Below are 23,722 nucleotides of genomic sequence, written 5' to 3'. Positions count from 1 at the left end.
ACATTCTGGCCGCGGGGCTCGCGGTGTCAGCCTGTGGAGACGGAGTGAGACCACCCCGCTCCTAGAACGGGGAGGCATCTGTTGATGAAGCAGGAACCCGTATCGCGAGGTACGGGAATCCCCGGCCTTCAGCTTCAGGCCGGGGAGGATGTCAAGCGACGGACCGTGCCGCTGCCCGCGGGTCTCGCCGGGCTCGTGCCGATCAGCGCGGCCGTGCGCACGGGTGACCTGGTGGCGCTGTCCGGCTGCGTCTCGCTCGACCCGGCCACCGGGCTCGCCCGGGGCGGGACCGTCCAGGACCAGGCCCGGGACGTCTTCGCGCAGATCGCGGGGGTGCTCGAACAGGCGGGCGCGAGCCTGACCGATGTCGTCCGCTGCGTCTGCTACCTCACCGACGCGGCAGACGCGCCCGGGCTGGACGCCGTGTTCCGGGAGACCTTCCCCGTCGACCCGCCCGCGCGGACGACGGTGATCTGCGGGCTGGCGAGGCCCGGTCTGCTCGTGGAGATCGAGGCGACCGCCTGGTGCGGGTGAACCTGGTGTGGGTGAAGGGGACGCGGGTCAGCGGTGGGCTGGCGGCACGTGGCCCAGTGCCCGCAGCGCCGCGGCGGTGAGCTCTTCGGCGATCTTCTCGACGGACCAGCCCAGGGTGTCGAACAGGTCGACGACGACCCGTTCATCGAAGATCGTGACCCAGAGCAGCACCGCCTGCTCGGTCGAGGAGGCCGGGGCGAATCCCTCCTCGACCAGCCGGGTGACCGTCGGACTGAGCGTGGCGTAGAACAGCTCGATCTGAGGGTCCCCGGCCCGCAGCCGCTCGAGGAAACCCCGCGATGACCGCACCCGGATGGCCGCCCGCCCCCAGGCGATGGCGTCGCGCACCCACAGCTCACACACGGCGGTGAAGTGGGCCAGCGCGTCCGTCGCCGGGGGCAGCGCGGTCATCTGGCCGACCAGGCCCTCGACGAGTTCGGCATAGTAGGCGTCGAGAACGGCCGGCACGTCGGTAAAATGACGATAGGCGGTCGCCGTGGAGACCCCGGCCTCGGCCGCGAGGTCAATCAGGCTGAACCGGCTGCCTTCCCGCGCGAGGAGCCGCCCGGCCGCGTCCAGGAGATCCCGCCTGCTCGCGAGGAAGTCCCGCCGGGTGCGGCGGTGCCGCGGTTCATCACCGGGCACCGTGCCGTTCGCCGCGTACGTCCGAACCACCCCTCGTCCACCGCCCGCGATTGTCATTGTTCGTGGCTGGCCGCCGCGCGGATCCCGCGTATTGCCGACCAGGATTCTAACACGGCGTCATGGAATACTTGACTGTCGCCGACTGGCCACCGATTCGATCTACCCCGTAATAACCGACAGGAGTTTTCTCGACTGGCGAGCAGGAGACTCCTCCCCGGCGGCAGCGGCACTTCTCGGCTCCATCATGCGCCCTCTCGGTATGCGAACCAGGATCTGGGTCGGCCAGCTGCCATTGTTGCTCAGCAGTGGTGAACCGGGCGAAACAGGCTGCGGCAATGAGCTGGCGACACCATGCTCCGGGACGTGCGGCGCCCGGCGGCTACTCGATGTCGCGCAGTGTGCCGAGGCCCAGCGAGCCGCGCACCGGCGCGGCGCCGGCCTGGCCCCTCGCCGCTGCCGGTGTCTCGGCCGCGGGCGTGGGCGCGGCGGGCAGGTCGTCGAGGAAGCCCGAGGTGGGAACGTGGAACAGGCTGCCGGTGAGGGCTGTCGAGAAGTCCAGGATGCGGTCGTGGTTGCCCGGTGGGCGGCCGACGAACATGTTCTCCAGCATCTGCTCGATCACCGCCGGGGAGCTGGCGTAGGCGATGTAGAACGTGCCGAACTCGCCCCGCCCGACGTTTCCGAACGGCATGTTGTCCCGCAGGATCTGCAGCTCGTTCCCGTCGGCGTCGACCAGCGTGTTCAGCGCGACATGGGAGTTGCTCGGCTTCACCTCGTCGGGCAGCTCGATGTTGGTCAGCTTCGTCCGGCCGACCGCCTTCTCCTGCTCCTCCGTGGACAGCGCGTTCCAGGCGGCCATGTCGTGCACGTACTTCTGGACGATGACGTAGCTGCCGCCCGCGAACGCGGGATCCTCGTCGCCGATCGTGACCGCGGCGGCCGCCGCGGCGCCGCTGGGGTTCTCCGTGCCGTCGACGAAACCGAGCAGGTCGCGGTCGTCGAAGTACTTGAAGCCGTGCACCTCGTCGACGACGGTGACCGCCCCGTCGAGCCGCCGCATGATCTGGCTGGCGAGCTCGAAGCAGACGTCCATCTGCCCGGCCCGGATGTGGAACAGCAGGTCACCTGGGGTCGACACCGCTCGGTGGTGCTCGCCGGCGATCTCGAGGAACGGGTGCAGCGACCCGGGCCGCGGGCCGGCGAACAGCCGGTCCCAGGCCTGCGAGCCGATCCCGACGACGCACGACAGCACGGCCGTGGGCTCCCGGAAGCCGACCGAGCGCCGCAGCCCCGCGAGGTCGGGCAGCAGGTCGCGCACCGTCTCCTCGCAGCCGGGGTTGACGGTGGCGACCAGGAAGATCGCGGCGTCGGTCAGGGGAAGGAGCACATCCTGCGGCTCAGCCGGCGGAACCGGTGACAAGGGCGACGTCATGCGCCGATCCTCTCGCACCCCGCCCGGGTCTCCTGCCGCGATCCCACAGCGTGCACGTCCGGCCCCAAAGACCACCGCCGCTCACAGGCCGCCTTGGAGAGCGTGCTGGAGCTTGGGGCGAAGTGGGCCGCGACGGCCACGTTGCCCGCGGCGAGGATACGCGTGCCGTAGCCGACGCCGCCGGCGTCCGGCCCGCGTCCGGGCCACGGCCGCGAGGAAAACCATGAAAACAGCGCTGGTGGACCGTTCCGTCACGGCTCGCCCCGTGGACGGGGCGGTGTGTCTATGGGGCGGGCCGAATGATGAGCGTGTTCGTGGGGAGGGCGCCGTCGGCTGAACCTGGGCCGAGGGACGGCTCCGGTCCGTGCGGGACCAGCCCGCCGGGTGCCAGACCGCCCACCAGCAGCGCGAGGAGGGCGGCGGTCACCACCCAGAGCTCGCGGGTCGTGAGGTCGGTCTCGCCCATGTGATCGCGTCGTCCGGTGAATCCGATGAAGAACCAGCGCATGACGGTCGCCCCGTTGGCCGCCGTCGCGACGGCGAGCGCCACCGCGAGCAGCGATGATGAACCACGGGCTCCCTCGATCAGGAGATCCTCGCCGGCGAACCCCAGGGTGGCTGGGAATCCGGCGACGGCGAGTCCGAGCAGCAGGAAGGCGGCGGCGAGTCTCGGGGTGCGGGCGAAACTGCCGCCCGCGCCGGCGCTGGTCATGGGCCCTCGGCGTGCCTCGGTGGCCGACAGCACCATCAGGGCGCCAGCCATCCCGATGGCGTAGACCTGCCAGGCCAGTACCGCCCCGGCCACGCTCGTGGGTGCGCCACCCGCGAGGCCACACGCGACGATCCCCGAGACGCTGACCGCCACGGCGCCGAGCCCGCGCCGGGCGTCCGGCTGGATGAGGCCGAGCAGGCTGCCGAGCAGGGCGGACACCGCGCCGATCAGGAGCAGGCCGGTCCCGGTCGCCCGCCTGCCGTCGGCGAGCAGCAGCATCGGCGCGGTCGGTCGGCATCAACGCGCCGCACGCCGCGCCCGAGGACGCGGACGTAGGCGCCGAGGCCGGGCTGTCCTGGCGATGCTCGACGCCGTCGGGGCGTTCGAGGAAGAGTCTGGTGCGCGGACGCGGCGCCACCCTGTGGTGGACGTGATGCGCCCAGTGTTCGGCCGTCCGCGGAAACAGGCACCGGCCGATGAGCGGCACGGTCGATGCCAGACCGGCGACGACGGTCAGGGCCGCACCACGGCCGAGGGTGCCGCGGGCCGTCGACAGGACGTGCCCGGCCTTCCCGAAGCGGTGCCTCGCCCGGCGGTAGGCCGCGTGCTCGGCCTCGTCCACGGCCCGTTCGACGACGAGATGTCGCGGGGTGGTCGTGACCGGGCACAGCGCGCGTGGCCGGACGTCATCCAGGCCCTGATAGGCCATGGCCACGCCGAAGAAGCCGGCTGCGCCGTAGGTACGCACCGCCGGGCAGTGCTCCTCGAGATGGCACCATGCCGGCCCAGCCGCGCAGGGACAGCAGGTTCGCTCGGATCGTCGCCGGCCAGGCCGGCTCGGGTACCTGCAACGCATGAAGCGCCCACACGACGGTCCGCGTCGCCGTCCAGCCCTGCGCCGCCTGCTCGCGAAGAACGCGATCGAGACCGGACCAGACCGGATCGGGCCGTTCGGTGGGCAATCCGAACAGTCGCCGGAAGACGCCCAGCAGACCGTCCTCGCGGTCCGGCATCCGCCAGTACGCGATTCCCTGATCGAGAAAGGCGGCGCAGAGTCGAATCAGCACCGGATGCACGAACTCGTCCGTGTCCACGCCCAGCAGGAGCAGGATCTGGTCGCGGCGCCGCGCCGGCGCCGGGGCGGCGGGTGCCGGTGGCCGCTGGCGTTCGAGGGCCTCCCAGACCTCGCCCAGCAGCCGGGACCTGGGCCGAAGCGCGGCCCGGCGGGCGTCTCCCACCAGCGGGTGGCAGCGATGACGGACGTCCTCCTCGTCCAGCAGCCAGCGCAGCCCGGCGCCGTGCGGGATCTCGAACAGGGTGGTGAGACGCCGAAACCGGAACTCGGCCAGCGTCGGCCCGCCGGGCACCACCTCGACGTCGCCGTCGACCTCGTCGTGGGGGGCGAGGACGGCGCGCACGTCGTCCGCTCGGATCCGGCCGCTGCGCAGGTGCTCGGCGAACGCCCGCTCGGTCTGGAAAGGGCGCGTGCCCAGCACCTCGGAGGCGCGGACAACGGCATCCTGAAAGGGAAGATCCTCGAACGCGTGCAACGTGTTGTGATGCACGAAGTAGCTCAGCGGCGCCTGCTCGGGCAGATGGTGCGCGACCTCGTCCAGGATGCTGGCGACGATCGATTCCGGGTCGGCCGGCGGCGCACTCGCCGACTGGGCGGGAATCGATACCGCCCGCCCCGCCGGGGCGGTCAGGAGAACGCGCCCGCGATCGAGGAGATGCCGGTGGCGGGGAACGCGCCGGGCGATCCGGTTGGGTTCTCGGATGCGTGGGGCCTCATGGTGCCGATGTGCTCCTTGCGGGCGGTGATCTCAGTCAGGTGTGGACAGGGCGTGCAAGGCGGCCGCGGCGACGGCCGGGGTGAGCCTGGAGTGATCCAACGGCGGCAGGAGCGCGCCGGCGGGTGTCTGCTCGACGAGCATCCGTGCGGCGGCGAGCCGCGCCGCGACGGTGATCGGTCGGCGCGCGCCGTCACGGCCGCCTGCAGCAGACCGGGCAGGGCATGCAGGGGGCGTGGAGCCGACGTGGCGGAGGTCAGCGGCGGCGGCGTCTCCGGTCGTGCCCGCAGCACGGCGACCTCGTCCGGTGGCATCGTCAGGCCGAGAAGATCGACGATCAGGTCAAGCTCGGCGGCAAGGCTGTGCAGAGGTTGGACACCGTAGGTGACCGGGTCGTACAGGATCAGTTCCCTGATGCCGGCCCCGATCAGGGGGCCTGCCAGGTTCCCACCCCGCGCGGGGTCGACGACCGCGACCCGGGCCCGGTTCGGTGCGATGTCTCGACGCCGCAGATGGGTGAGGACCGCGGCGGTCGTGGCGACGGCGAGCCCGTCGTCGACCGTGTCGAGCAGCGGGACGGCCTCGTCCGGCAGCGCGGCCCGCATGGCGTGGATTCTGCGCACGTGCGTGTGGACCAGGACCATGGCCGCGAATCCGGGTGCCAGCATGGTGACCGCTGACGCGAGATCGGCCGCGTCCCGAACCGCGACGGGAATGGGGATGACCTCGAGGCCGGTCGCGCGGTGCAGATGAACCGCCTGCGACTCGACCGCCGGCAGTGCGGCCTCGGCGGCGAGTGGCTCGAAGTCCAGCACCGCGCTGGCATCGCTGAGCAGCGCCACCCGGCGAGGGCGGCCGGTGACCCGATCCGTGTGGGTCGGATGCGTGGTCAGATAGCGGACGACGCGGCGGTCCGCCTCCACGTCGAGCAGCGAGAGGTCGTCTCCCACGGCCACCTCCGCGCACACCGACTGCGTCAGCTTTCCGGACGCGGCCACGGCGAAGACCGGGTCCTCGATGTGCAGGAGATCAGCTCCGAGACGCTGACGCAGGGCACCGACCAGCCAGGCCAGCGTCGCACTGCTATCCGCGGCCAGGCTGATCCTGCGGTAGTGCCCCTCGCCCGGGGCGTGGTCGCGGCGGGCGACCGTGCCCGGCCTCATGGCGAGGACCTCGTCGACCCCGCGCAAGGCCCGCGACGGCACCCGGATCGTCACGGTGAAGGCGCGGGTCAGGTCATCACGGGGCCTGCTCACAGCGGGTGCGCCTCCGTCTCCCGCAGCTCCGCCAGCAGCCCCGCCTGCCCCGCCGCCATCTCCGTCAGGATGCGCCGGGCCGCCCGCATCAGCGCCGCCACATCCCCGCCGGCGAGCGCGTACACCACCGTCGACCCGTCCCGCACCGCCGTGACGATGCCGGACCGTCGCAGCACCGCGAGCTGCTGGGAGAGGTTCGACGGCTCGACCTCGATCGCCGCCAGCAGATCCCGAACCGGCATCGGCCCGTCCTGCAACAGCTCCAACACCCGGATCCGCACCGGATGCCCCAGCATGCGGAAGAACTCGGCCTTCGCCTGATACAGCGGAACCCGCCCCGTCACGCATCCACCTCCCACGCAGACCCCCGATCGCTGTGCCGACGCCCGGCCACTCAGCCCTGGTTTAGGATCCTGTAAGTTGCAGAATTTTTCAACTGGTCGAGCGCCTGGTCGCGACATCCTCGATCGGGCCGCTCGCGGCCGTCGTCGGGCGGGCTGATCTTGTAGCGTTGAGCGCAGTCCGTCGAGGCAGCCGACTCCTCACGTCACCGGCCGAAGTCGCAACGTCCACATGCGGAGAGGGTCACCGCGCTGATGAGACCCGCGGAACTGACCGGTCGCGGTCGGCGTCGAGCACCCGGGAGGGTCGTGGACGGCGGGGGGTCGCTGGCGCTCGGCCGGGTACTCGCCGTGTGGGCGCTTCTGGCCGGGATCGCCGTCATGCACGTGTTGCCCGCCTCGCACGACTGCCCGGAAGCGGGCGTCGGCCAGGCGGCGGCGAGCATGCCGATGGCAGCCGGCGGTCGTGGATCAGCGGATCACGGGGTGATGAGAGGCGGCCCCACGGCCGGTGGGGTGGAGCTGACCTTGGAGAGGGAGGGCGTCCCGCTCGCGGTCGGACCCACGACCGGTGGCATGGCCGCGAAGCCGGCGGCCCTGTACGCGGATGGCTCCGCCGCCGGCACGGGCAAGCCCGGCACGGTCTGTTCGGCCACCCCGCCCTCCCGTGGACTCGCCGGGCTGTTCGCCCTGTTCGCCCTCGGTCTGCTGATCATCGCGCGGCCGATGGGGCCGGGGCTCCCGCCAGCGTCGCGGCGCGGCCCGCACCGCCGAGCTCCCCCTCGCTTCGGCGCGCTGCTCCTGAACGATCTGTGCGTCTCCCGGACGTGACCGGCCGGCACTGCCGCTGTCACGTCCATCCGCACGCCTTCGGCGTGCCCTGTTCGGGAGTCCACGAGTTCTCATGCTGCCTGTACGTCACCTCCCTTCCCGTGCCCGCCGGGCCCTGTCCGCCGCCGGGCTGACCGGCGCGGTCCTGCTCGCCGTCGCCGCCTGCGGCGGCGGCTCCGGCGGCCAGTCCGCGTCGTCCCACCAGACTGAGCACGCCGGCTCGGCGGAATCCACCGCGTCCGCGACACCGTCGATGGCCGGGCACTCCATGACCGGGCACCCCGCATCCGGCATGGGGTCCGGCATGCCCGACATGGCCACCGGGGACGGCCTCGCGGCGCAGGCCAGGGGGCTGGGCCTCACCCTGTCGACATCCTCGCTGCCGGTGAACCAGGCGAGCGCGATCCGCTTCCAGATCCGCGGCGCGGACGGGAAGCCGGTCACCTCGTTCGAGCCGGATCAGACGAAGCTCATGCACTTCTATCTGATCAGGTCGGACCTCACCGGCTTCCAGCACGTCCACCCGACGATGAGCGCCGACGGCACCTGGACCGCGGACGTGAAGGCCACCCCGGCCGGCTCCTACCGCGCGTATGCCTCGTTCATCGCCCGCGCCGCCGGCACCACCATCCCGCTGGTGCTCGGCCAGCCGGTCACCGTCCCGGGAACGGCGGCCACCGTGCCGCTGCCGGCGGCGTCCACCAGCACGACGGTCGACGGCTACACCTTGACCGTGTCCGGGGACAGGGCGATGGCCGGCATGACCCACCCGCTCACGGTCACCGTGACCAGGAACGGGAAGCCGGTCACCGATCTGCGGCCCTACCTGGAGACCTACGCCCACCTGACCGCCTTCCACGCCGGCGACCTGGCCTTCGCGCACCTGCACCCGCGGGGCGCGGTCCACGGCGACCACGGCGGTCCGACCCTGTCGTTCGAGGCGGCGCTGCCCAGGGCGGGTGACTGGCGGCTGTTCCTGCAGTTCCAGACGGCGGGAACCCTGCACACCGCCGCGCTGACCCTCGGCGTCGGATAAGGCCATAAGGCCCGGCCGCCGGAGCCGCGACAGGTTGGTGATGGTTCTCGATCAGACTCGTCGAGTGCCTCGGGGCTGTCACACAGCCAGTGCCGCCGCGGGAACTAGCGGATAGAACAGTTCTTCTGGTGTCCGCCGGCTCCTAGCGTAGGTTCATGGTTTCCGTCACCCAAGAAGGCTCGCAGGCCGGAAGAACTCTCAGCCCACCTGCGTCGATGTATATCGGTGGCACCTGGACCGCGGCTGTGGGCGGGGCAACCATGGACTCCGTTGATCCGTCGACCGGGCGGGTCTGGAACCGGGTTCCCGCCGGGGGCGCGGCGGACGTGGACCGCGCGGTCGCGGCAGCGGACGACGCGATGGCCGGAGAATGGGGCGCCGTGCAGGGGCCGGCCCGGTCCCGGCTGCTGCACCGGCTCGCCGACCTCGTCGACCAGGACGCCGACCGGCTCGCCGCGATCGAGACGCGGGACAACGGCAAGCTGATCCGGGAGACGCGCCCGGTGATGGACCAGGTCTCGGCCTGGCTGCGTTACTACGCGGGCGCCGCTGACAAGATCTCCGGGCAGACCCTGCCCACTGGGGATCCGAACTATCTCGTGTACACGAGCCGGGAACCCATCGGCGTCGTCGGGGCGATCGTGCCCTTCAACAACCCACTCATGATCACGACGATGAAGACCGCGCCGGCCCTGGCCGCTGGCTGCGCGGTGGTGGTCAAGCCGGCGGACCAGACGCCCACCTCCACCCTGGCGCTGGCCGAACTCGTGGCCGAGGCGGGCTTTCCCGCCGGGGCGTTCAATGTCGTGACCGGACCAGGCGCCACGGTCGGCGGCGCACTCGCTCGGCATCCGGGCGTCGCGCGGGTCAGCTTCACCGGCTCCACCGCGGTCGGAACACAGGTGATGAAGGCGGCGGCCGAGCACGTCGCCCCGGTGACGCTGGAGCTGGGCGGCAAGTCGCCGAACATCGTCTTCGCCGACGCCGACCTCGACGCGGCTGTCAACGGGGTGATTGGCGGGATCTTCGCGTCCAGTGGGCAGATGTGCATAGCGGGCGGCCGCCTGCTGGTGCAGGAGGGTGTCCACGACGAGCTGGTCGAGCGGCTCCGGGCGCGGGCCGAGAACATCCGCCTGGGAGACCCGCTGGATCCCGCCAGCGAGATGGGTCCGCTCGTGAGCCAGACGCAGCTGGACAGGGTTCTCGACCTCGTCGCCAGCGGTGTCGCCGAGGGCGCGACGCTCGTGACGGGCGGCAGCCGGGTGGCTCCCGACACCGTCCCGGACGGCTACTTCGTCGCGCCGACGATCCTTGCCGGGGTGCGGCCGCACATGCGGCTGGCGCGCGAGGAGGTCTTCGGGCCGGTTCTCGCGGTCATCCCGTTCCGGGACGAGGCGCACGCCGTCGAGCTTGGCAACGACACGGCCTTCGGCCTCGCCGGTGGGGTCTGGACGCGTGACGTCCAGCGTGCCCATCGGATGGCCCGCCGGCTCCGCTGCGGAGTCGTGTGGATCAACTGCTATCGCAACACCTCTCCGCACGTCCCGTTCGGCGGAGTACGGCAGAGCGGGTTCGGCCGCGAGAACGGTCTGGACGCCGTCCTGGACTACACCCGGGTCAAGTCGGTGTGGCTGGAACTGTCCGGTTCGACCCGCGACCCGTTCTCCGTCCCGCGCGGCTGATCTCCGTGCGACGGCGGGTAGCTGTCGCCTCACCCTGTCGCGGGGAATACCCAGCCCTGACACATCTGACAGTTACGAGCTGGTGGCGTGATTCCTAGAGTCCGGTCAAACATCTCGCCGAGCATGTGACGGCGGCGGTTAGCGAGGTCAAGGAGAGGCACATGCGCCGATTTGGGCGATTACTGGGAGTGCTGGTGGTCGGAATGGTCATTCTGGCCGGGTGCGGCGCCGGGAGCGGATCAGGCGCCACCTCGGGCGCCACCTCGGGCGCCACGAGGCTATCGCAGGACAAACTGATGTCCACCGCCGCAGAAAAGGTTGCCGCGGCGACGTCGTTGACACCGACCTTTCCTGTGCCGAAGGCCGGTTTCGAGGCGGGCACCGGCACCATAGCGGTGATCGCGGGCGGCCTTTCCGCGCCGGTTCATGCCGAACAGGCCGAGGTCATGAAGAAGGCGGTCACGGCGGCCGGCTGGACGGTGCTCGGGCCCTATGACGGCAAGTTCTCGCCCGCCGTGCAGGGGGGCTACATCGACCAGGCCATCCAGGCCAGGGCCAACGGCGTGCTGCTGTTCGCCGTCGACGTCAACACGATCAGGGCGGCGGTCGACCGCGCCCTCGGAGCCAAGATTGTCGTCGCCTGCGCGATGTGCACCTCGGGTGACCAGGCGCGGGCGAAGGGCGTTCTCGACGTGACGCCCGACTTCGAGCGCCAGGGCGAGGATCTCGGCTGGTTCATCGTGCAGCGCAGCAAGGGCGCCGCGAAGGTCGCGATCACCGTGGAGCCCGCGGCGACCGGCGTCGTGGCCCGTACCAGGGGCCTGGAGAAGGTCCTCGACCAGTGCGCAGGCTGCTCCTACAACGAGATCGTCATTCCGGCCGCGGATTCGACGCTGCCCGGCCCGCCGCAGTGGACGGCATTCCTCAGCGCGCACCCCTCCGGCTACACCGACGCGGTCGCCTACTACGACGGCCTCACCACGCCGATGACCAAGACGCTGCGGGAGTCCGGCCGCACGGACGTCACGGTCAGCAGCTATGACGCCGACCCGGCCGTCCTGTCCCTGATGGCGAAGGGCTCCGCCCAGCTCGGGGCGGACGTGGCCTCGCCGCTGGACTTCGCCTCCTGGTCGGCCGTCGATCTCGTGCTCCGTTCGAAGGCGGGGGCCGCGCGGTGGGACACGACCAACCTCCCGAGCGTCCTGCTGACCGGGAAGAACATCGCCGGTTTCACCCCGCCCCTGCAACCCGCTGGTGACTGGCACAAGACGTTCACGACCCTCTGGACGTCGAGCTAGATGGCCGGCTCCGCTGGCCTGGCCCCCACGCTGCGCATCGCCGGGCTGGGCAGGTCCTTCGGCCGTGTCGAGGTGCTGCGCGACATCGATCTGGAGATCGGCCCCGGTGAGTTCGTCGGGCTGATGGGCCCGAACGGCGCCGGCAAGTCCACCCTGATCAAGGTGCTCGACGGCGTGTACCCGCCGAGCGCGGGGACGATCCGGCTCGGCGCGCAACAGGTGCCGTCGCTGGGCGCGAGCCCCCTGGTGGGGTTCATCCACCAGGACCTCGGGCTGATCGACGGGCTCACGGTCGCGGACAACCTGCGGCTGGGGCAGTCCCCGCTCAGACTGGTCGGCCCGGTCCTGAACCGGCCCGCGGAACGGGCCGCGGCCGCGCGGGCGCTGGCGGCGGTCGGGCTCGACCTGCCGGTGACCGGTCCCGTCGGTGATCTGTCACCGGGGGAGAAGGCGCTGGTGGCGATCGCGCGGGCGTTCGCCCGGGGCGCCAGGATCCTGTTCGTCGACGAGGCCACCTCCACGCTCCCGCCGCCGGACGCGAAGCGCGTGGTGGCGGCCCTGCGGGCCATGGCGAACGCGGGCTCGACGGTCGTCATGGTGACCCACAAGCTGTCGGAGATCCTCGGCGCGACCGGGCGGGTCGTGCTGCTCCTGGACGGTCGGATCGCCGCGGACCGGTCGACCACCGGCCTGGGACGGGCCGAGCTGGTGCGGATGCTGGCCTCGCACGAGAAGGGCGCCGCGGGCCCGGCCGGCGATCCCCGACCGGGTCCCGCGGATCCCGCGGCGGGCGGGCCGGGCCGGACGCTGCTCCGCCTCGACGGGGCGCACGGTGGCCGGGCCGGACCCGTCGATCTGGTCGTGCGTGCGGGGGAGGTCGTCGGGCTGACCGGAACCCCCGGTTCCGGACTGCACGACGTCGGATACCTCGCCCACGGCTCGTTGCGCCCGTCGCGAGGGACGCGCACCCTCGCGGCGGGGGTCCGCACCGCCCTCGTCCCCCCGCATCGGGAGACGCAGGGCGGCTTCCCCGACCTGGACGTCGGCGTCAATCTCACCGTGTCCGCGCTGCGCCGTTTCCGGGGGGCCTTCGGCCTGCTGGCCCGCCGACGAGAGCGTGCCGAGGGGCAGCGGCTCGTCACCCGGCTCAAGGTCCGTCCGGCGGACGTCGGAACGGAGTTCAGGCTTCTGTCCGGCGGCAACAAGCAGAAGGTGATCTTCGGGCGCGCGCTGCTCAGGGAGGCGGGCGTCCACGTGCTGTGCGAGCCCACCCGCGGCGTCGACGTGGCGGCGCGCGCGGAGATCTACGCCCTCGTGCGGCGGCTGCCCGACGAGCACACCGGCGTCCTGGTCGTCACCTCGGACGCCGAGGACCTGCTGGCCGTGTGCGACCGGCTGGCAACGGTGTCGGACGGGACGGTGTCGGACTTCCGGCCCGTCGACGACCTGGACGAGACGGCCCTGGAGGCGGTGCTGTGAACGCCGGTGCGCCGAAGTCCCGGAAAGGGAAGTCGGGAGGCGGAACTACGATGACACTCTTTGCTGACGACGCGGCGACGGAGCCGCCGAGCACCGCGCCGTCGGTACCGCTGGCGCGGCCGGCGCCGTCGCGGACACTGGCGCAGTCCCGTGCCTTCGGCTCGTCGCTCACCTTCCTCGCCTTTCTCGCCATCTTCGCCGGCTACAGCGTCTGGCTCGGCGACAGGTTCCTCGACCCCGGCGCGCGGCTGCTGAACCTGCACCAGAACGTCCCGGTGCTGCTCATCGCGCTGGCCGCGATGATCACGCTGGTAGCCGGCAAGTTCGATCTGTCGGTCTCCTCCACCGCCTCGCTCACCGCCTATCTGGCGATCGGGCTGCGGACCGAACAGGGCCTGCCGTTCTGGGCGGTGCTCGTCGCCTGCCTCGCCGTCGGGGTTGCCGTGGGCCTGGTCAACGGGTTTCTCGTCGAGTACCTGTCGATAAACGCGTTCATCGCCACGCTCGGCTCCGGTGGTGTGATCCTGGGGATCTCGAGCGTGTACTCGGGAGGCGGCCCGTTGATCCCGAGCGGCCCGCGGGCGGTGCCGGGGTGGTTCGACGCCCTGGGGTCGTTCGCCAGCCGACCGCCCGCGGCCGTCGTCTGGGCCATCGCCGCCGTCGCCTGCGCCGCGCTGGTCCGGCTGCTCGGGGCGGTGGTCCCGAGCCGGTGGGACCGGACGAGGTCGCTGGCGGCGCGGACCGTGGCCGTCGCCGCGGCGGCGGCCCTGGTCGTGGTCGGGCTCGACGTGCCGTCCTGGTCCGGCGGCGTCTCGTGGTTGACCTTCCTGCTGCTGGTGGTCGCCACGGCGATGTGGGTGCTGCTGGAGCTCACCGCGTTCGGTCGCGGGCTGAAGGCCTCCGGCGCCAACCCGGAGGCCGCCCGGCTCGCCGGGATCCACACCCGTCGCCACGTGCTCGGAGCATTCGTGCTGGGCGGCGTCCTCGCGGCGCTCGCCGGGGTCATCCTCGCCGCCACCCAGGGCAGCGTCGCCCCGGATCTCGCCGGCGCGTTCCTGCTGCCCGCCTTCGCCGCCGCGTTCCTGTCCACCGTGGTCTTCTCCGCCGGGGCGTTCACCGTGTGGGGCACGGTCATCGGGGGCGTGTTCGTGGTCTGGGTCGGCCAGGGCCTGATCGTCGGCGGGCTGCCGAACACCTGGACCGACATCGTCAACGGCGCGGTGCTGCTGATCGCCGTGTCCCTGTCCACCGTGGTCCGGATCGCCCGCCGATGACGGACCGCCTCGATGCTGACGGAACCGTCAGTGTCGTGGATCACAAAACGTCATTACCGTCCCCCATCAGGTCAGCGGGTTCGACAGCGAACTCGACGCGGAGCGGGCAGCCGGCCGGCGGCATCAGGCGCGGCGCGCCGGACTCCGCGGGCCGCGGCCCGCGGGGCACAGCCCGCGGGCAGCAGGATGAAGGAGAAGCCGTTCTCATGCGTTTCGGTGTACAGATCTTTCCGTATCACAAACCGTGGATCGACCCCAGCACGCAGTTCGAGGACGACCTGCAGCTGATCGAGCATCTGGACCGGCTGGGTTACGACGAGGTCTGGATCGGCGAGCACCACTCGACCGGCTGGCAGAACATCGCCGCGCCCGAGCTGTTCCTCGCCGCCGCGGGTCAGCGTACGCGGAACATCACCCTCGGTACCGGCGTGAGCTCGCTGCCGTACCACCACCCGCTGATGCTGGTGGACCGGATCGTCCAGCTGAGCCACATGCTCAAGGGCCGCCTGCTCTGGGGGATCGGGGCTGGCTCGCTGGCCCAGGACGCCCAGATGATCGGGGTCGACCCGCTCGAGCAGCGGCGGATGACCGAGGAGGCGCTGGAGGCGATCCTCGCGCTGCTGCGCTTCGACGGCCCGGTCACCCGCAGGACGGACTGGTTCGAGATCAACGACGCACAGCTGCACCTGCGGCCGTACGGCGGCGGGCTCGACATCCGGGTCGCGTCCCAGCTGTCACCGTCCGGGCCGCGGCTGGCGGGCAAGTACGGCACCGGGCTGTTCCAGTTCGGGGTCCTGGGCACCGTCGAGGACAACCCGATCGCCCAGACCTGGGCGATCGCCGAGGAGTCCGCGGCGGCACACGGGCAGACAGTGGACAGACAGCGGTGGAGCGCGCTGCACATGATGCACATCGCCGAGACCGAGCAGGAGGCTCGCGCCCAGGCACGCTGGGGCCTGCAGGACTGGGCGCGCTACATGCTGACGATCCTGCCGATCGTGAAGAGCGACCCGGACGACTTCGACGCCCTCGTGGACGAGCTCAACGAGTCCATCTTCGTCATCGGCACGCCCCGGATGGCCCGTGAGCGGATCGCGACCATCGTCGAGAAGTCCGGTGGGCTCGGCTCGATCGTGATCGGCAACTGTGAGGTCGCCTCCCCCCGCCACCAGCGGGACTCCTTCGAGCTGCTGGCCCGCGAAGTGTTCCCGCACTTCACGGGGCAGGTCGCGCCCCGGCTGGCGGGTGTCGAGTCGATGGCTCGCTTCGGGGCGACCGGCGAGAAGCTGGCCGCGGCACAGGAGAAGGCCCGCCGGGAGTACGCGGCGGAGAAGGCGGAGAGGGAGGCCCGGTGAACGTCGTGAGGAAGGGCCGCGTCGAGGGCAGGGTCGCGTTCATCACCGGGGCCGGCCGCGGGCAGGGGCGCAGCCACGCGCTGAGGCTCGCGGAGGAGGGCGCGGACATCATCGCCGTCGACATCTGCGCTCCCGTGGCGAGCGTCAGGTATCCGATGTCCACGAAGGAGGACCTGGCTGAGACCGCGCGGCTGGTCAGGGAGCGGGACCGCCGGGTGGTCACCGCGGTCGCCGACGTCCGCGACGCCGCCGACATCGAGGCCGCCCTGCGCCAGGGCGTTGACGAGCTCGGCCGGCTCGACATCGTGGTGGCCAACGCGGGCATCGCCAGCTACGCCCCGGCTCACGAGATCACCGAGCAGGCGTGGAAGGAGATGATCGATATCAACCTGACCGGCGTGTGGCAGACCTGCAAGGCGGCCGTGCGGTACCTGCTGCCACAGCGCTCGGGCTCGATAGTGATCATCAGCTCGGGTGCCGGCCTGATCGCGCCGCCGAACCTGGCGCACTACGTGTCGGCCAAGCACGGCACGGTCGGCCTCATGCGGGCGCTGTCGAACGAGTTGGCCCCCCACATGATCCGGGTGAACAGCATTCATCCCACCCAGGTCGACACTCCGATGATCATGCATGAGGAGATCTACCGGATGTTCCGACCGGATCTGGAGAACCCGACCAGGGAGGACATCGTCGAGCCCTCGACGGCGATGAACTCCATGCCCGTGCCCTGGGTCGACCCGGTGGACGTCTCCAACGCCGTGCTGTTCCTCGCCTCTGACGAGGCCCGCTACATCACCGGCGCCACGCTGCCGGTGGACGCGGGCATCGTCACAAAGGTCTGATCACCCCATTTCTGATCACCCATCGCTGATCTCCGTACGGAGGATCCGACAATGAACGGCGGGATTCTGGCAGGCAAGGTCGCGATCGTGACCGGGGCCGGATCGTTCCACGGCGACCACCAGCTTCACTTACCGGGCCAGGGCAGCGCGGTCGCCGCCAAGCTCGCCTCGCTGGGTGCCGCGGTCGTCCTGGCCGACCTGCATGGCGAGGCGGCCGAGCTGCGGGCGAAACAGATCCGGGAGAACGGCGGCCAGGCCGTCGCGGTGCGGGTCGACGTCCGCAGCGAGGCCGACGTCGAGCGGATGGTCGCCACCGCCGTCGGCGAGTTCGGGCGGCTCGACATCCTGCACAACAACGCCGCCGACCTGGAGCGCCTGTTCGACCCGGGTGACCCCGAGATCACCCGGATGGAGGCCGGGACCTGGCACGCCGTGTTCAGCACGCTCGTGCTCGGCACGATGCTCGGCTGCAAGCATGCCATTCCCGTGATGCTCCGGACCGGTGGGGGCAGCATCGTCTGCACCTCCTCGACCTCCGGCGAGATGGGTGAGCTGAACCTGACGGTGTACGGCGCGGCCAAGGCGGCGGTGAACCAGATCGTCCGGTCGGTGTCGACCCAGTACGGCAAGCAGGGCATCCGGTGCAACGCGGTGGCGCCGGGACTGATCCTCAGCCCACCCAGCCTGGCGATCGGGCAGGAGCTGATCGACGAGTACGCGCGGCACTGCGACACCCCGTACGTCGGGGAGCCGGCCGACGTGGCCGAGGTCGTCGCCTTCCTCGTCTCCGACGCCGCGCGCTACGTGAGCGGCCAGGTCATCAGGGTCGACGGAGGCTTCGCCCAGCAGTCCCCGCTGGCCGCCGACTCCCGGTCGTCCGGCCTGGTGGCCGGCGTGAACTGACCGGCTGCCCGGACCGGGCACCCGGACCGTCACGCCCCGTAGCCCGCTTCCGGTGACAGGTCGCGCGGTCTACCGTCCGGGCGTGGAACGAGGAGATGTGAGATGAGGATCTGCGTCGTCGACGACCACGAGGTCGTGCGGGAAGGGCTGCGGCTGGCGCTGTCCGCAACCGCGGACCTGGACATCGAGATCGTCGCGGAGGCCGGTTCCGGCCACGAGGCGCTGGCGGCCCTGCGCCGGTTCCGGCCCGACCTGATGCTGGTCGACTACCGTCTCCCGGATACCCCGGGTGACCGCCTCTGCGCCGATCTGGTGGCCGCCCACCGCGGGATCAAGGTCGTGATGCTGACCAGCTATCTCAGCGAGGACGTCGTCCAGCGGTGCCTCGCCGCGGGCGCCGCCGGGTTCGTCACCAAGGCGGCCGGTCTGGACGAGCTGCGTACCGTGCTGGGGCGGATCGCGTCGGGCGGCGACGGTCTCGTGGTCTGCAGCACGTCGGCCACCGTGCAGCGGCTGTACTCGGCGGCCACCGCGCCGGACCGGCGGCGCCTGCTCACCCCGCAGCAGGAGCGCGTCCTGGAACTTGCTGCCGAAGGCTGCACCTACGGCGAGATCGGAAAGCGGCTGAACCTGTCGGTGTCGACCGTCCGCTTCCATATCCGCGGGGTCAAGGAGCGGCTCGGGGTGAAGACCCACTCGCAACTGATCGCCACCGCGATCCGCGAGGCCCTCATCGCGCCCGGATCCGATGCCGTCAGCGCCTGATCCAGCTCCGGACCGGTCCGATGACGCCGTGGGCTTCGCCCGCCGGGCCGCCGGGGTCCTGCGGGCGCGATCGGTCGAGCTGCGCGACGGGGACCGCCGGCGGGTCCTCGCCACATGGGGCAGCCCCGGCCGCGGCGTCGTTCCCGTCGCCCGCACGCTCGACCTGGCCGAGGAGCCGTCGGCGACGCTGTGCTCGCCGGTGCCGAGCGGGGTGGACGTGGACGGCGACACCAGGGCGCTGGTGGCCGTCGCGGGCGAGCGAGGCGCCGCCGCCTGGCTCGAGGTGGTCTGGAGCGGCGACACGACGCTGGACCCGCGCACCGCGGTGATGCTGCGCGTCCTCGCCAGGACCGCCCAGCTGCTCCTGGACCGGCCGCGGTCGGCCACGCCGCTGGTGGACCGGCTCGTGTTGTCGGGCGCGGAGCTGCTCGCGGAGCTGGCGCTGACGGCGGAGACCTTTGACCAGCTGCTCGGGGGGATCACCGCGGTCCTCGCCCCGCTCGTCGACGGCACGTCCGTCGGGGTGGCCGAGATGAACGACGAGGGCTATCTGCAGGCGCTGCCGGGCTCGTTCGGGGCCTCGGCGGAACTGGTGGCGTCCTCGCAGGTCAGCCGGACCGAGATCACGACAGCCGCGGCCGCGGTCTTCCGGACGGGCCGAACGATGCTCGCGAACGACCCCCGGACGGACATCCCGCGGTTCGTCGAGTGGGTCGAGGGATTCGGGATCAGCCGTCTCATGACGTTGCCGATGATCGTGGGCGGGCGCCCGCTGGGGGTCGTGCACGTCGCGAACAAGCCGGTCGGGTTCACCGAGGCGGACGCCCGGCTCGCCGAGCGGCTCACCCCCTTCGTCGCGGGCGCGGTGGCCCACGTACACCAGCGCCTGGAGCTGCGGCGCCGCGAGCGGGTGACCGCCGTCCTGGGCAGGGCGGCGACCGCGATCGCCTCGGGTGTCCAGCTCTCGGAGTTCGCCCCGTTCCTCGAGGAGCTGCGCGCCGTCCTGGACTGCCGGACGGCCGTCGTCACCTTCCTCGCTGAGGACCAGCCCCGGCTGGTCGCCGGGCGCGCCGATCCCGCGGTCGTGCGACGCGACGTTGAGTTCCTCGGCGAGGTCGACATCGGCTCGGCCGGCATCCGGTCGGCGATGTCGAGGCCGCAGGCACCCGGCGAGCTGGGCTGGGTGACCCTCCACGCCCCGATCCTCGTCGACGGCGCGTCGCGGGCCCACCTGGCGATGCTCCGGACTCCCTGCGAGCCGTTCCGCGAGCCCGAACAGGCCGCGGTGCGGCGGATGGCGGATGTCATCGCGCTGGGCTGGACCACCGACCGGTATCGCTGGGAGCAGGCGGAGAAGGCACGGGCCCGCGAACGTGAGCGCATCGCCGACGACATTCACGACCGCACGGTCCAGCTTCTGTTCAGCGGCAAACTGACCCTGCAGCGGCTGTTCGAACAGCTCGACGAGGCGTCGCCCGCCCGCCCGACCGCGGCGCGGGCACTGTCCCTGCTGGTCAGGAGCGAGGAATCGATCCGGGAGGCCATCCACCACCTCGCCCCGTCCGCGCGGCCCGGGGCGGGTCTGGGAACGGGGCTCGCGGCCGTGGCGGAGGAGGTCGGCCAGCAGTTCGCCGCCGACATCGTCCTCGCCCCCGGATGCGATACCGGCGGCGTCGACCTGGACATCCGGCGGACCACGGCCCTCCTCGCCGCGGCGCGGGAGGCGATGATCAACGCCGCGAAGCACGCGGGGCCGTGCCGGGTCAGGGTGGACCTCGACGTCACGGCGACAGGCGGCGTCGTGCTCCGGGTCGCCGACGACGGCGTCGGGTTCCCGGCGAGAGTGACCCCCGGGTACGGCCTGGATGCGGTGCGCCGCCGGCTCGCCGAGCACGGCGGCTGCCTCGCGGTGCGCGCGCGCCCCGGCGGCGGCACCGAGGTGATCGTCTCGGTCGCTCCCTGAGCGGGCCGGGGACCGACGGGCAGGGCCCGGCGCCCTCGCGGGGCTGGCACCACCGCTACGGACTGACGCAACCGTCAGTGGGATGGGCCGGGCGGGTCACCGAGGATGGACGACCAGGGCACAGGCCGGCCACGCCGACCGACGCGACGACCGTGGGGAGCACGCAGGGATGGCGGGACACGACTCCGATGGCCGGCACGCCGACCAGGATGTGGTGGACCGGCGGGCTGGCGTCCTGGCCCGCCAACCCGTCGATCCCCCCGATCCCCCCGATCCCCCCGATCCCCCCGATCCCCAGCTACGCTGGCTGCTGGCCCGGATGCGCCGGCGGTCCACGGTCCCGATGCGGGAGGCCGGGGCCGCGGCGAGCCGGGCCAGGGCGGCCGCCCTGCGTGACGGCGCGGCCCCGGGACCCGAGATGGCCTCGGTCGAGCGGGTCGACATCCCCGGGCGCGACGGGATCGTGCCGACCCGGCGTTATCGGCCGCGCTCCGACCCGGCGCCGGGGGTGGTGGTCTACTTCCACGGCGGCGGCTGGGTCGTCGGTGGGCTGGACGAGTCCGACGGGCTGTGCCGGACCATCGCCGAGTTCACGTCCTGCGAGGTGCTGAGCGTCGGATATCGGCTCGCGCCGGAGCATCGCTTTCCCGCCGCCGTGCACGACGCCGAGGACGCCGTGGCCTGGGTGGCGAACCGGCTGGCGCCAGAGGCCGGGCTGGTGGTCATGGGGGACAGCGCCGGTGGGAACCTCGCCGCCGTGGTCGCCCGCCGGGCCAGGGACCGTGGGGGCTCCCGGATCGACCTGCAGGTGCTTGTGTACCCGGTGACCGATCACCGGATGACGTCGCGTTCGTACACCGAACACGCGCACCAGATGCTGATCAGCGCCGACGACCTGGACTGGTTCTGGTCGCAGTACGTGCCCCGCGCCAGCGACCGCGCGTCCCCGGACGCGTCGCCCGGCCTGGTCGGCGACCTCGCGGGCCTGCCGCCGGCGGTCGTCGTCGTCGCCGAGTACGACCCGCTGCGCGACGAGTCCCTCGCCTACGCCCGCCGCCTCGCCGACGCCGGCGTCGAGACCACCGTGTACCGCTACCACTCGATGGCACACGGGTTCTTCTCCCTGGTCGGCGCGCTCGACACCGCGGTCGACGCCGTCCGCAGCGTCAGCGCCGCGATCGTGGACATGTGCGCGGCGCGCCGGGTTCCCGCCGTCCCCAGGCGGCCCGGACTGACGGTTGAGACAGGACACCTGGAATCCGAGAAGGCCTAGTTTCGAGACCATGGGCGCTGTGACCGAAACCACCAGGAGGCCCGGCGTGTGCGCCCCGCAATCCCACGGCGCAGAAAGAGGGGCGAGGTGAAGGAAAGCGCGGTCCACACGGGCGGCATGGCCGGACGGGGTGGTAAACAAGGTGGAGCCGACGCGGATGTCGCGGTCGTCGGCGCGGGTTTCGCGGGTCTTTACCTGGCCCATCGCGCGACGACTCTGGGGCTGACGGTCGTGGTGCTCGAGGCCGGGGAATCGGTGGGCGGCACCTGGTACTGGAACCGGTACCCGGGCGCCCGGTGTGACGTGGAGAGCATCGATTACTCCTACTCGTTCTCCGAGGAACTGCAGCAGGAATGGCGGTGGACCGAGCGCTACGCCTCGCAGCCCGAGATCCTGCGCTACCTGAACCATGTGGCGGACAGGTTCGACCTGCGCCGGCACATCAGGCTGAACACCCGGGTCACCGCTGCCCGTTTCGATGAGGACGCGCTCACCTGGACGCTCACCACCGACACCGACGAAACGGTCACGGCCGCGTTCTGTGTGATGGCCACGGGCGGTCTGTCCGTCCCGAACCGGCCGGACCTCCCCGGTCTCGACGACTTCCGCGGCGAATGGTACCACACGGCGCGCTGGCCCGCCGGGGGAGTGGATCTCCGGGGTAGGCGGGTCGCGGTCGTCGGCACCGGGTCCACGGGAATCCAGGCAATCCCGATGATCGCGCGGGAGGCCGACCACCTCGTCGTCCTGCAACGGACACCGAACTTCAGCGTCCCTGCCCGCAACCGCCCGCTTTCCGAGGCGGAGCTGGCGAAGGTGAAGGCGACCTACGCGCGGCGCCGCGCCCGGGGACGGATCGCCCCCTCCGGGGTGCCCAGCGGCCGGGAGCCTTCTCCTGGCCGCGGCGTGCCCCCTGAGCGGCGTCGACAGGCCTACGAGGCGGGCTGGGCGGAGGGGGGCGCGTCGCCGCTGCTGCGCGCCTACTCGGACATGCTCGTCGACGAGGAGGTCAACGCCTCGCTCGCCGACTTCGTCCGGGACAAGATCGGCGAGATCGTCGACGACCCGGCCACCGCGGCGGCGCTGACCCCCTACGGCTACCCCCTCGGGGCCAAGCGGTTATGCCTCGACACCGACTACTTCGCCACCTACAACCGTCCCAACGTGGAACTCGTCGACCTGCGCAAGACCCCGATCGAACGCATCACCGAGACCGGCATCCAGACCGGCGACACGCTGTACGAGACGGACGTGATCGTGTTCGCCACCGGGTTCGACGCGATCAGCGGCGCGGTGACCGCGATCGACGTACGGGGCCGTGCGGACCGCTCGTTGCGCGACTACTGGCGCACGGGTCCGCGGGCCACACTCGGGCTGATGGCGGCCGGTTTCCCGAACCTCTTCCTGGTGAACGGGCCCGGCAGCCCGGCGGTACTGGGCAATGTCCTCGCCTTCATCGAGCACCACGTCGAGTGGATCATCGACTGCATCGACAGCCTGCGACGCGACGGCATTCACACGATCGAGTCCTCGGAGGACTCGGACGAACGCTGGGCGGTACAGGTCGACGAGATCGCCGCCGCCACGCTGTACCCGAAGGCGGAGTCGTGGTTCGCCGGCGCGAACGTGCCCGGCAAGCCCCGCCGTTTTCTGCCCTACGCGGCCGGGCTGCACACCTACCGCGCGCGCTGCGACGACTCCGCCGCGCGCGGCTACGGCGCGGACTTCGTCCTCGACCACGCGCTGTCGAAACACGCGGAGAAAAGACCATGAGAGCCAGCCCTGTCGACGTCTCCGAGCAGCGGTTCCGAGATGTGCTCGGCCATTACTGCACCGGCGTCACCGTCATCACGGCGCTTGACGGGAACGATCCGGTGGGATTCTCCTGCCAGTCGTTCCAGTCCCTGTCGCTCGATCCGCCCATGGTGAGCTTCGCGCCCAGTCTCACCTCCACGACGTGGCCGCGGATCCGCCGCGCGGGGATTTTCGCCGCGAACATCCTCGCCGAGGACCAGGGCGAGCTGTGCCGAACCTTCGCGATCTCCGGTGGGGACAAGTTCTCCGGCGTCACCTGGACCCCGGGTCATGGCGGCGCACCGCTGCTCGACGGGTCCCTGGCCACCGTGGAATGCGAGATCACCGGTGAGGCCGAGGCCGGCGACCACACCATTGTCCTGGGCCACGTCCACCGGCTCGACGTCCGTCCTGGGCGGCCGCTGCTCTTCTACCAGGGACGTTTCGAAAGCCTGTCCCGGACCGAGTAGGCATCGCCCACGACATGTCGACGACCGGCGGATTAAAGCCCGCCCTG

The 23,722-nt window shown here is 71.6% G+C and carries 21 protein-coding genes and 1 pseudogene; 15 read left to right on the top strand and 7 right to left on the bottom strand.

From position 1 onward, the window contains the following. Positions 1 to 165: 165 nt before the first annotated feature. Positions 166 to 534: a RidA family protein gene (locus AC6EXY_RS28770; protein WP_243407120.1), complete on the top strand. Its 369-nt coding sequence runs from the start codon at positions 166 to 168 to the stop codon at positions 532 to 534. A gap of 27 nt (positions 535 to 561) precedes the next feature. Here the strand turns inward: AC6EXY_RS28770 and AC6EXY_RS28765 are convergent, their stop codons facing one another. The 7 genes and pseudogenes from AC6EXY_RS28765 to AC6EXY_RS28735 all read right to left on the bottom strand — a co-directional run bounded on the left by AC6EXY_RS28765 (position 562) and on the right by AC6EXY_RS28735 (position 6,713). Further along, a complete protein-coding gene (locus AC6EXY_RS28765) occupies positions 562 to 1,209 on the bottom strand; it encodes a TetR/AcrR family transcriptional regulator (RefSeq protein WP_243407121.1) in 648 nt (215 codons plus the stop codon). A 349-nt stretch (positions 1,210 to 1,558) separates the two neighbouring features. Further along, positions 1,559 to 2,611: a Dyp-type peroxidase gene (locus tag AC6EXY_RS28760; RefSeq protein ID WP_101830035.1), complete on the bottom strand. Its 1,053-nt coding sequence runs from the start codon at positions 2,609 to 2,611 to the stop codon at positions 1,559 to 1,561. A 283-nt stretch (positions 2,612 to 2,894) separates the two neighbouring features. Next, positions 2,895 to 3,602, bottom strand: a complete 708-nt coding sequence (locus tag AC6EXY_RS28755) for a proton-conducting transporter transmembrane domain-containing protein (protein ID WP_101830036.1) — start codon at positions 3,600 to 3,602, stop codon at positions 2,895 to 2,897. Between the two features lie 151 nt (positions 3,603 to 3,753). Beyond that, positions 3,754 to 4,038: pseudogene (locus tag AC6EXY_RS28750) on the bottom strand (putative inorganic carbon transporter subunit DabA); the annotation flags it as partial. Further along, positions 4,010 to 4,888 (bottom strand): putative inorganic carbon transporter subunit DabA, encoded by an 879-nt coding sequence (locus AC6EXY_RS28745; RefSeq protein ID WP_101830037.1) that lies wholly within the window; start codon positions 4,886 to 4,888, stop codon positions 4,010 to 4,012. The gene AC6EXY_RS28745 and the pseudogene AC6EXY_RS28750, both read right to left, overlap by 29 nt. 137 nt (positions 4,889 to 5,025) lie before the next feature. Next, on the bottom strand, positions 5,026 to 6,369 hold the full coding sequence (locus AC6EXY_RS28740; protein ID WP_341477178.1) for a malic enzyme-like protein: 1,344 nt from the start codon (positions 6,367 to 6,369) through the stop codon (positions 5,026 to 5,028). Next, on the bottom strand, positions 6,366 to 6,713 hold the full coding sequence (locus tag AC6EXY_RS28735) for an ArsR/SmtB family transcription factor (RefSeq protein ID WP_279354583.1): 348 nt from the start codon (positions 6,711 to 6,713) through the stop codon (positions 6,366 to 6,368). The genes AC6EXY_RS28740 and AC6EXY_RS28735 overlap by 4 nt, the downstream gene beginning before the upstream one ends. Positions 6,714 to 7,019: 306 nt before the next feature. Here AC6EXY_RS28735 and AC6EXY_RS28730 point away from each other — a divergent pair, with 306 nt between their 5' ends. The 14 genes from AC6EXY_RS28730 (at position 7,020) to AC6EXY_RS28665 (ending at position 23,675) form a co-directional block, all read left to right on the top strand. After that, on the top strand, positions 7,020 to 7,541 hold the full coding sequence (locus AC6EXY_RS28730; RefSeq protein ID WP_101830038.1) for a hypothetical protein: 522 nt from the start codon (positions 7,020 to 7,022) through the stop codon (positions 7,539 to 7,541). A gap of 73 nt (positions 7,542 to 7,614) precedes the next feature. After that, entirely contained in the window at positions 7,615 to 8,577 is a 963-nt protein-coding gene (locus AC6EXY_RS28725) for a DUF8832 domain-containing protein (protein WP_101830039.1), read from the top strand. Positions 8,578 to 8,732: 155 nt separating this feature from the next. Next, positions 8,733 to 10,259, top strand: a complete 1,527-nt coding sequence (locus tag AC6EXY_RS28720) for an aldehyde dehydrogenase (RefSeq protein WP_101830040.1) — start codon at positions 8,733 to 8,735, stop codon at positions 10,257 to 10,259. Between the two features lie 296 nt (positions 10,260 to 10,555). Then, complete coding sequence (locus AC6EXY_RS28715) at positions 10,556 to 11,557, top strand: sugar ABC transporter substrate-binding protein (protein WP_165818208.1); 1,002 nt, start codon at positions 10,556 to 10,558, stop codon at positions 11,555 to 11,557. Beyond that, positions 11,558 to 13,036, top strand: a complete 1,479-nt coding sequence (locus tag AC6EXY_RS28710; RefSeq protein WP_101830042.1) for an ATP-binding cassette domain-containing protein — start codon at positions 11,558 to 11,560, stop codon at positions 13,034 to 13,036. Positions 13,037 to 13,086: 50 nt separating this feature from the next. Further along, positions 13,087 to 14,310 (top strand): ABC transporter permease, encoded by a 1,224-nt coding sequence (locus tag AC6EXY_RS28705; protein WP_101830043.1) that lies wholly within the window; start codon positions 13,087 to 13,089, stop codon positions 14,308 to 14,310. A 206-nt stretch (positions 14,311 to 14,516) separates the two neighbouring features. After that, positions 14,517 to 15,665 carry an LLM class flavin-dependent oxidoreductase gene (locus AC6EXY_RS28700; RefSeq protein WP_165818209.1) on the top strand — a complete coding sequence of 383 codons (1,149 nt, stop codon included), beginning with the start codon at positions 14,517 to 14,519 and terminating at the stop codon, positions 15,663 to 15,665. Continuing rightward, positions 15,662 to 16,507: a mycofactocin-coupled SDR family oxidoreductase gene (locus AC6EXY_RS28695; protein ID WP_279354584.1), complete on the top strand. Its 846-nt coding sequence runs from the start codon at positions 15,662 to 15,664 to the stop codon at positions 16,505 to 16,507. The genes AC6EXY_RS28700 and AC6EXY_RS28695 overlap by 4 nt, the downstream gene beginning before the upstream one ends. Positions 16,508 to 16,558: 51 nt before the next feature. Next, a complete protein-coding gene (locus AC6EXY_RS28690) occupies positions 16,559 to 17,410 on the top strand; it encodes an SDR family NAD(P)-dependent oxidoreductase (RefSeq protein ID WP_101830045.1) in 852 nt (283 codons plus the stop codon). Positions 17,411 to 17,512: 102 nt separating this feature from the next. Then, positions 17,513 to 18,175 carry a response regulator transcription factor gene (locus AC6EXY_RS28685; protein ID WP_101830046.1) on the top strand — a complete coding sequence of 221 codons (663 nt, stop codon included), beginning with the start codon at positions 17,513 to 17,515 and terminating at the stop codon, positions 18,173 to 18,175. A gap of 28 nt (positions 18,176 to 18,203) precedes the next feature. Beyond that, on the top strand, positions 18,204 to 20,138 hold the full coding sequence (locus AC6EXY_RS28680; RefSeq protein WP_499818529.1) for a GAF domain-containing sensor histidine kinase: 1,935 nt from the start codon (positions 18,204 to 18,206) through the stop codon (positions 20,136 to 20,138). A gap of 169 nt (positions 20,139 to 20,307) precedes the next feature. Beyond that, positions 20,308 to 21,411 carry an alpha/beta hydrolase gene (locus tag AC6EXY_RS28675; RefSeq protein WP_499818530.1) on the top strand — a complete coding sequence of 368 codons (1,104 nt, stop codon included), beginning with the start codon at positions 20,308 to 20,310 and terminating at the stop codon, positions 21,409 to 21,411. Positions 21,412 to 21,498: 87 nt separating this feature from the next. After that, complete coding sequence (locus tag AC6EXY_RS28670; protein ID WP_499818531.1) at positions 21,499 to 23,184, top strand: flavin-containing monooxygenase; 1,686 nt, start codon at positions 21,499 to 21,501, stop codon at positions 23,182 to 23,184. After that, the gene (locus AC6EXY_RS28665) at positions 23,181 to 23,675 is read left to right on the top strand and encodes a flavin reductase family protein (RefSeq protein WP_101830611.1); all 495 of its coding nucleotides are present in this window, start codon (positions 23,181 to 23,183) and stop codon (positions 23,673 to 23,675) included. The genes AC6EXY_RS28670 and AC6EXY_RS28665 overlap by 4 nt, the downstream gene beginning before the upstream one ends. The last annotated feature ends 47 nt before the right edge of the window (positions 23,676 to 23,722 follow it).

It is taken from the genome of Frankia sp. RB5 (assembly GCF_059816245.1).
The sequence above is the reverse complement of the archived record's forward strand: the minus strand, read 5'-3'. Positions and strand labels throughout refer to the sequence as shown.

Bases quoted from the DNA above. Each gene is read 5' to 3' on its own strand.
- AC6EXY_RS28760 (WP_101830035.1), bottom strand. From the start codon at position 2,611: ATGACGTCGCCCTTGTCACCGGTTCCGCCGGCTGAGCCGCAGGATGTG.
- AC6EXY_RS28755 (WP_101830036.1), bottom strand. From the start codon at position 3,602: ATGCTGCTGCTCGCCGACGGCAGGCGGGCGACCGGGACCGGCCTGCTC.
- AC6EXY_RS28725 (WP_101830039.1), top strand. From the start codon at position 7,615: ATGCTGCCTGTACGTCACCTCCCTTCCCGTGCCCGCCGGGCCCTGTCC.
- AC6EXY_RS28720 (WP_101830040.1), top strand. From the start codon at position 8,733: ATGGTTTCCGTCACCCAAGAAGGCTCGCAGGCCGGAAGAACTCTCAGC.
- AC6EXY_RS28715 (WP_165818208.1), top strand. From the start codon at position 10,556: ATGTCCACCGCCGCAGAAAAGGTTGCCGCGGCGACGTCGTTGACACCG.
- AC6EXY_RS28710 (WP_101830042.1), top strand. From the start codon at position 11,558: ATGGCCGGCTCCGCTGGCCTGGCCCCCACGCTGCGCATCGCCGGGCTG.
- AC6EXY_RS28705 (WP_101830043.1), top strand. From the start codon at position 13,087: ATGACACTCTTTGCTGACGACGCGGCGACGGAGCCGCCGAGCACCGCG.
- AC6EXY_RS28700 (WP_165818209.1), top strand. From the start codon at position 14,517: ATGCGTTTCGGTGTACAGATCTTTCCGTATCACAAACCGTGGATCGAC.
- AC6EXY_RS28690 (WP_101830045.1), top strand. From the start codon at position 16,559: ATGAACGGCGGGATTCTGGCAGGCAAGGTCGCGATCGTGACCGGGGCC.
- AC6EXY_RS28685 (WP_101830046.1), top strand. From the start codon at position 17,513: ATGAGGATCTGCGTCGTCGACGACCACGAGGTCGTGCGGGAAGGGCTG.
- AC6EXY_RS28675 (WP_499818530.1), top strand. From the start codon at position 20,308: ATGGCGGGACACGACTCCGATGGCCGGCACGCCGACCAGGATGTGGTG.
- AC6EXY_RS28665 (WP_101830611.1), top strand. From the start codon at position 23,181: ATGAGAGCCAGCCCTGTCGACGTCTCCGAGCAGCGGTTCCGAGATGTG.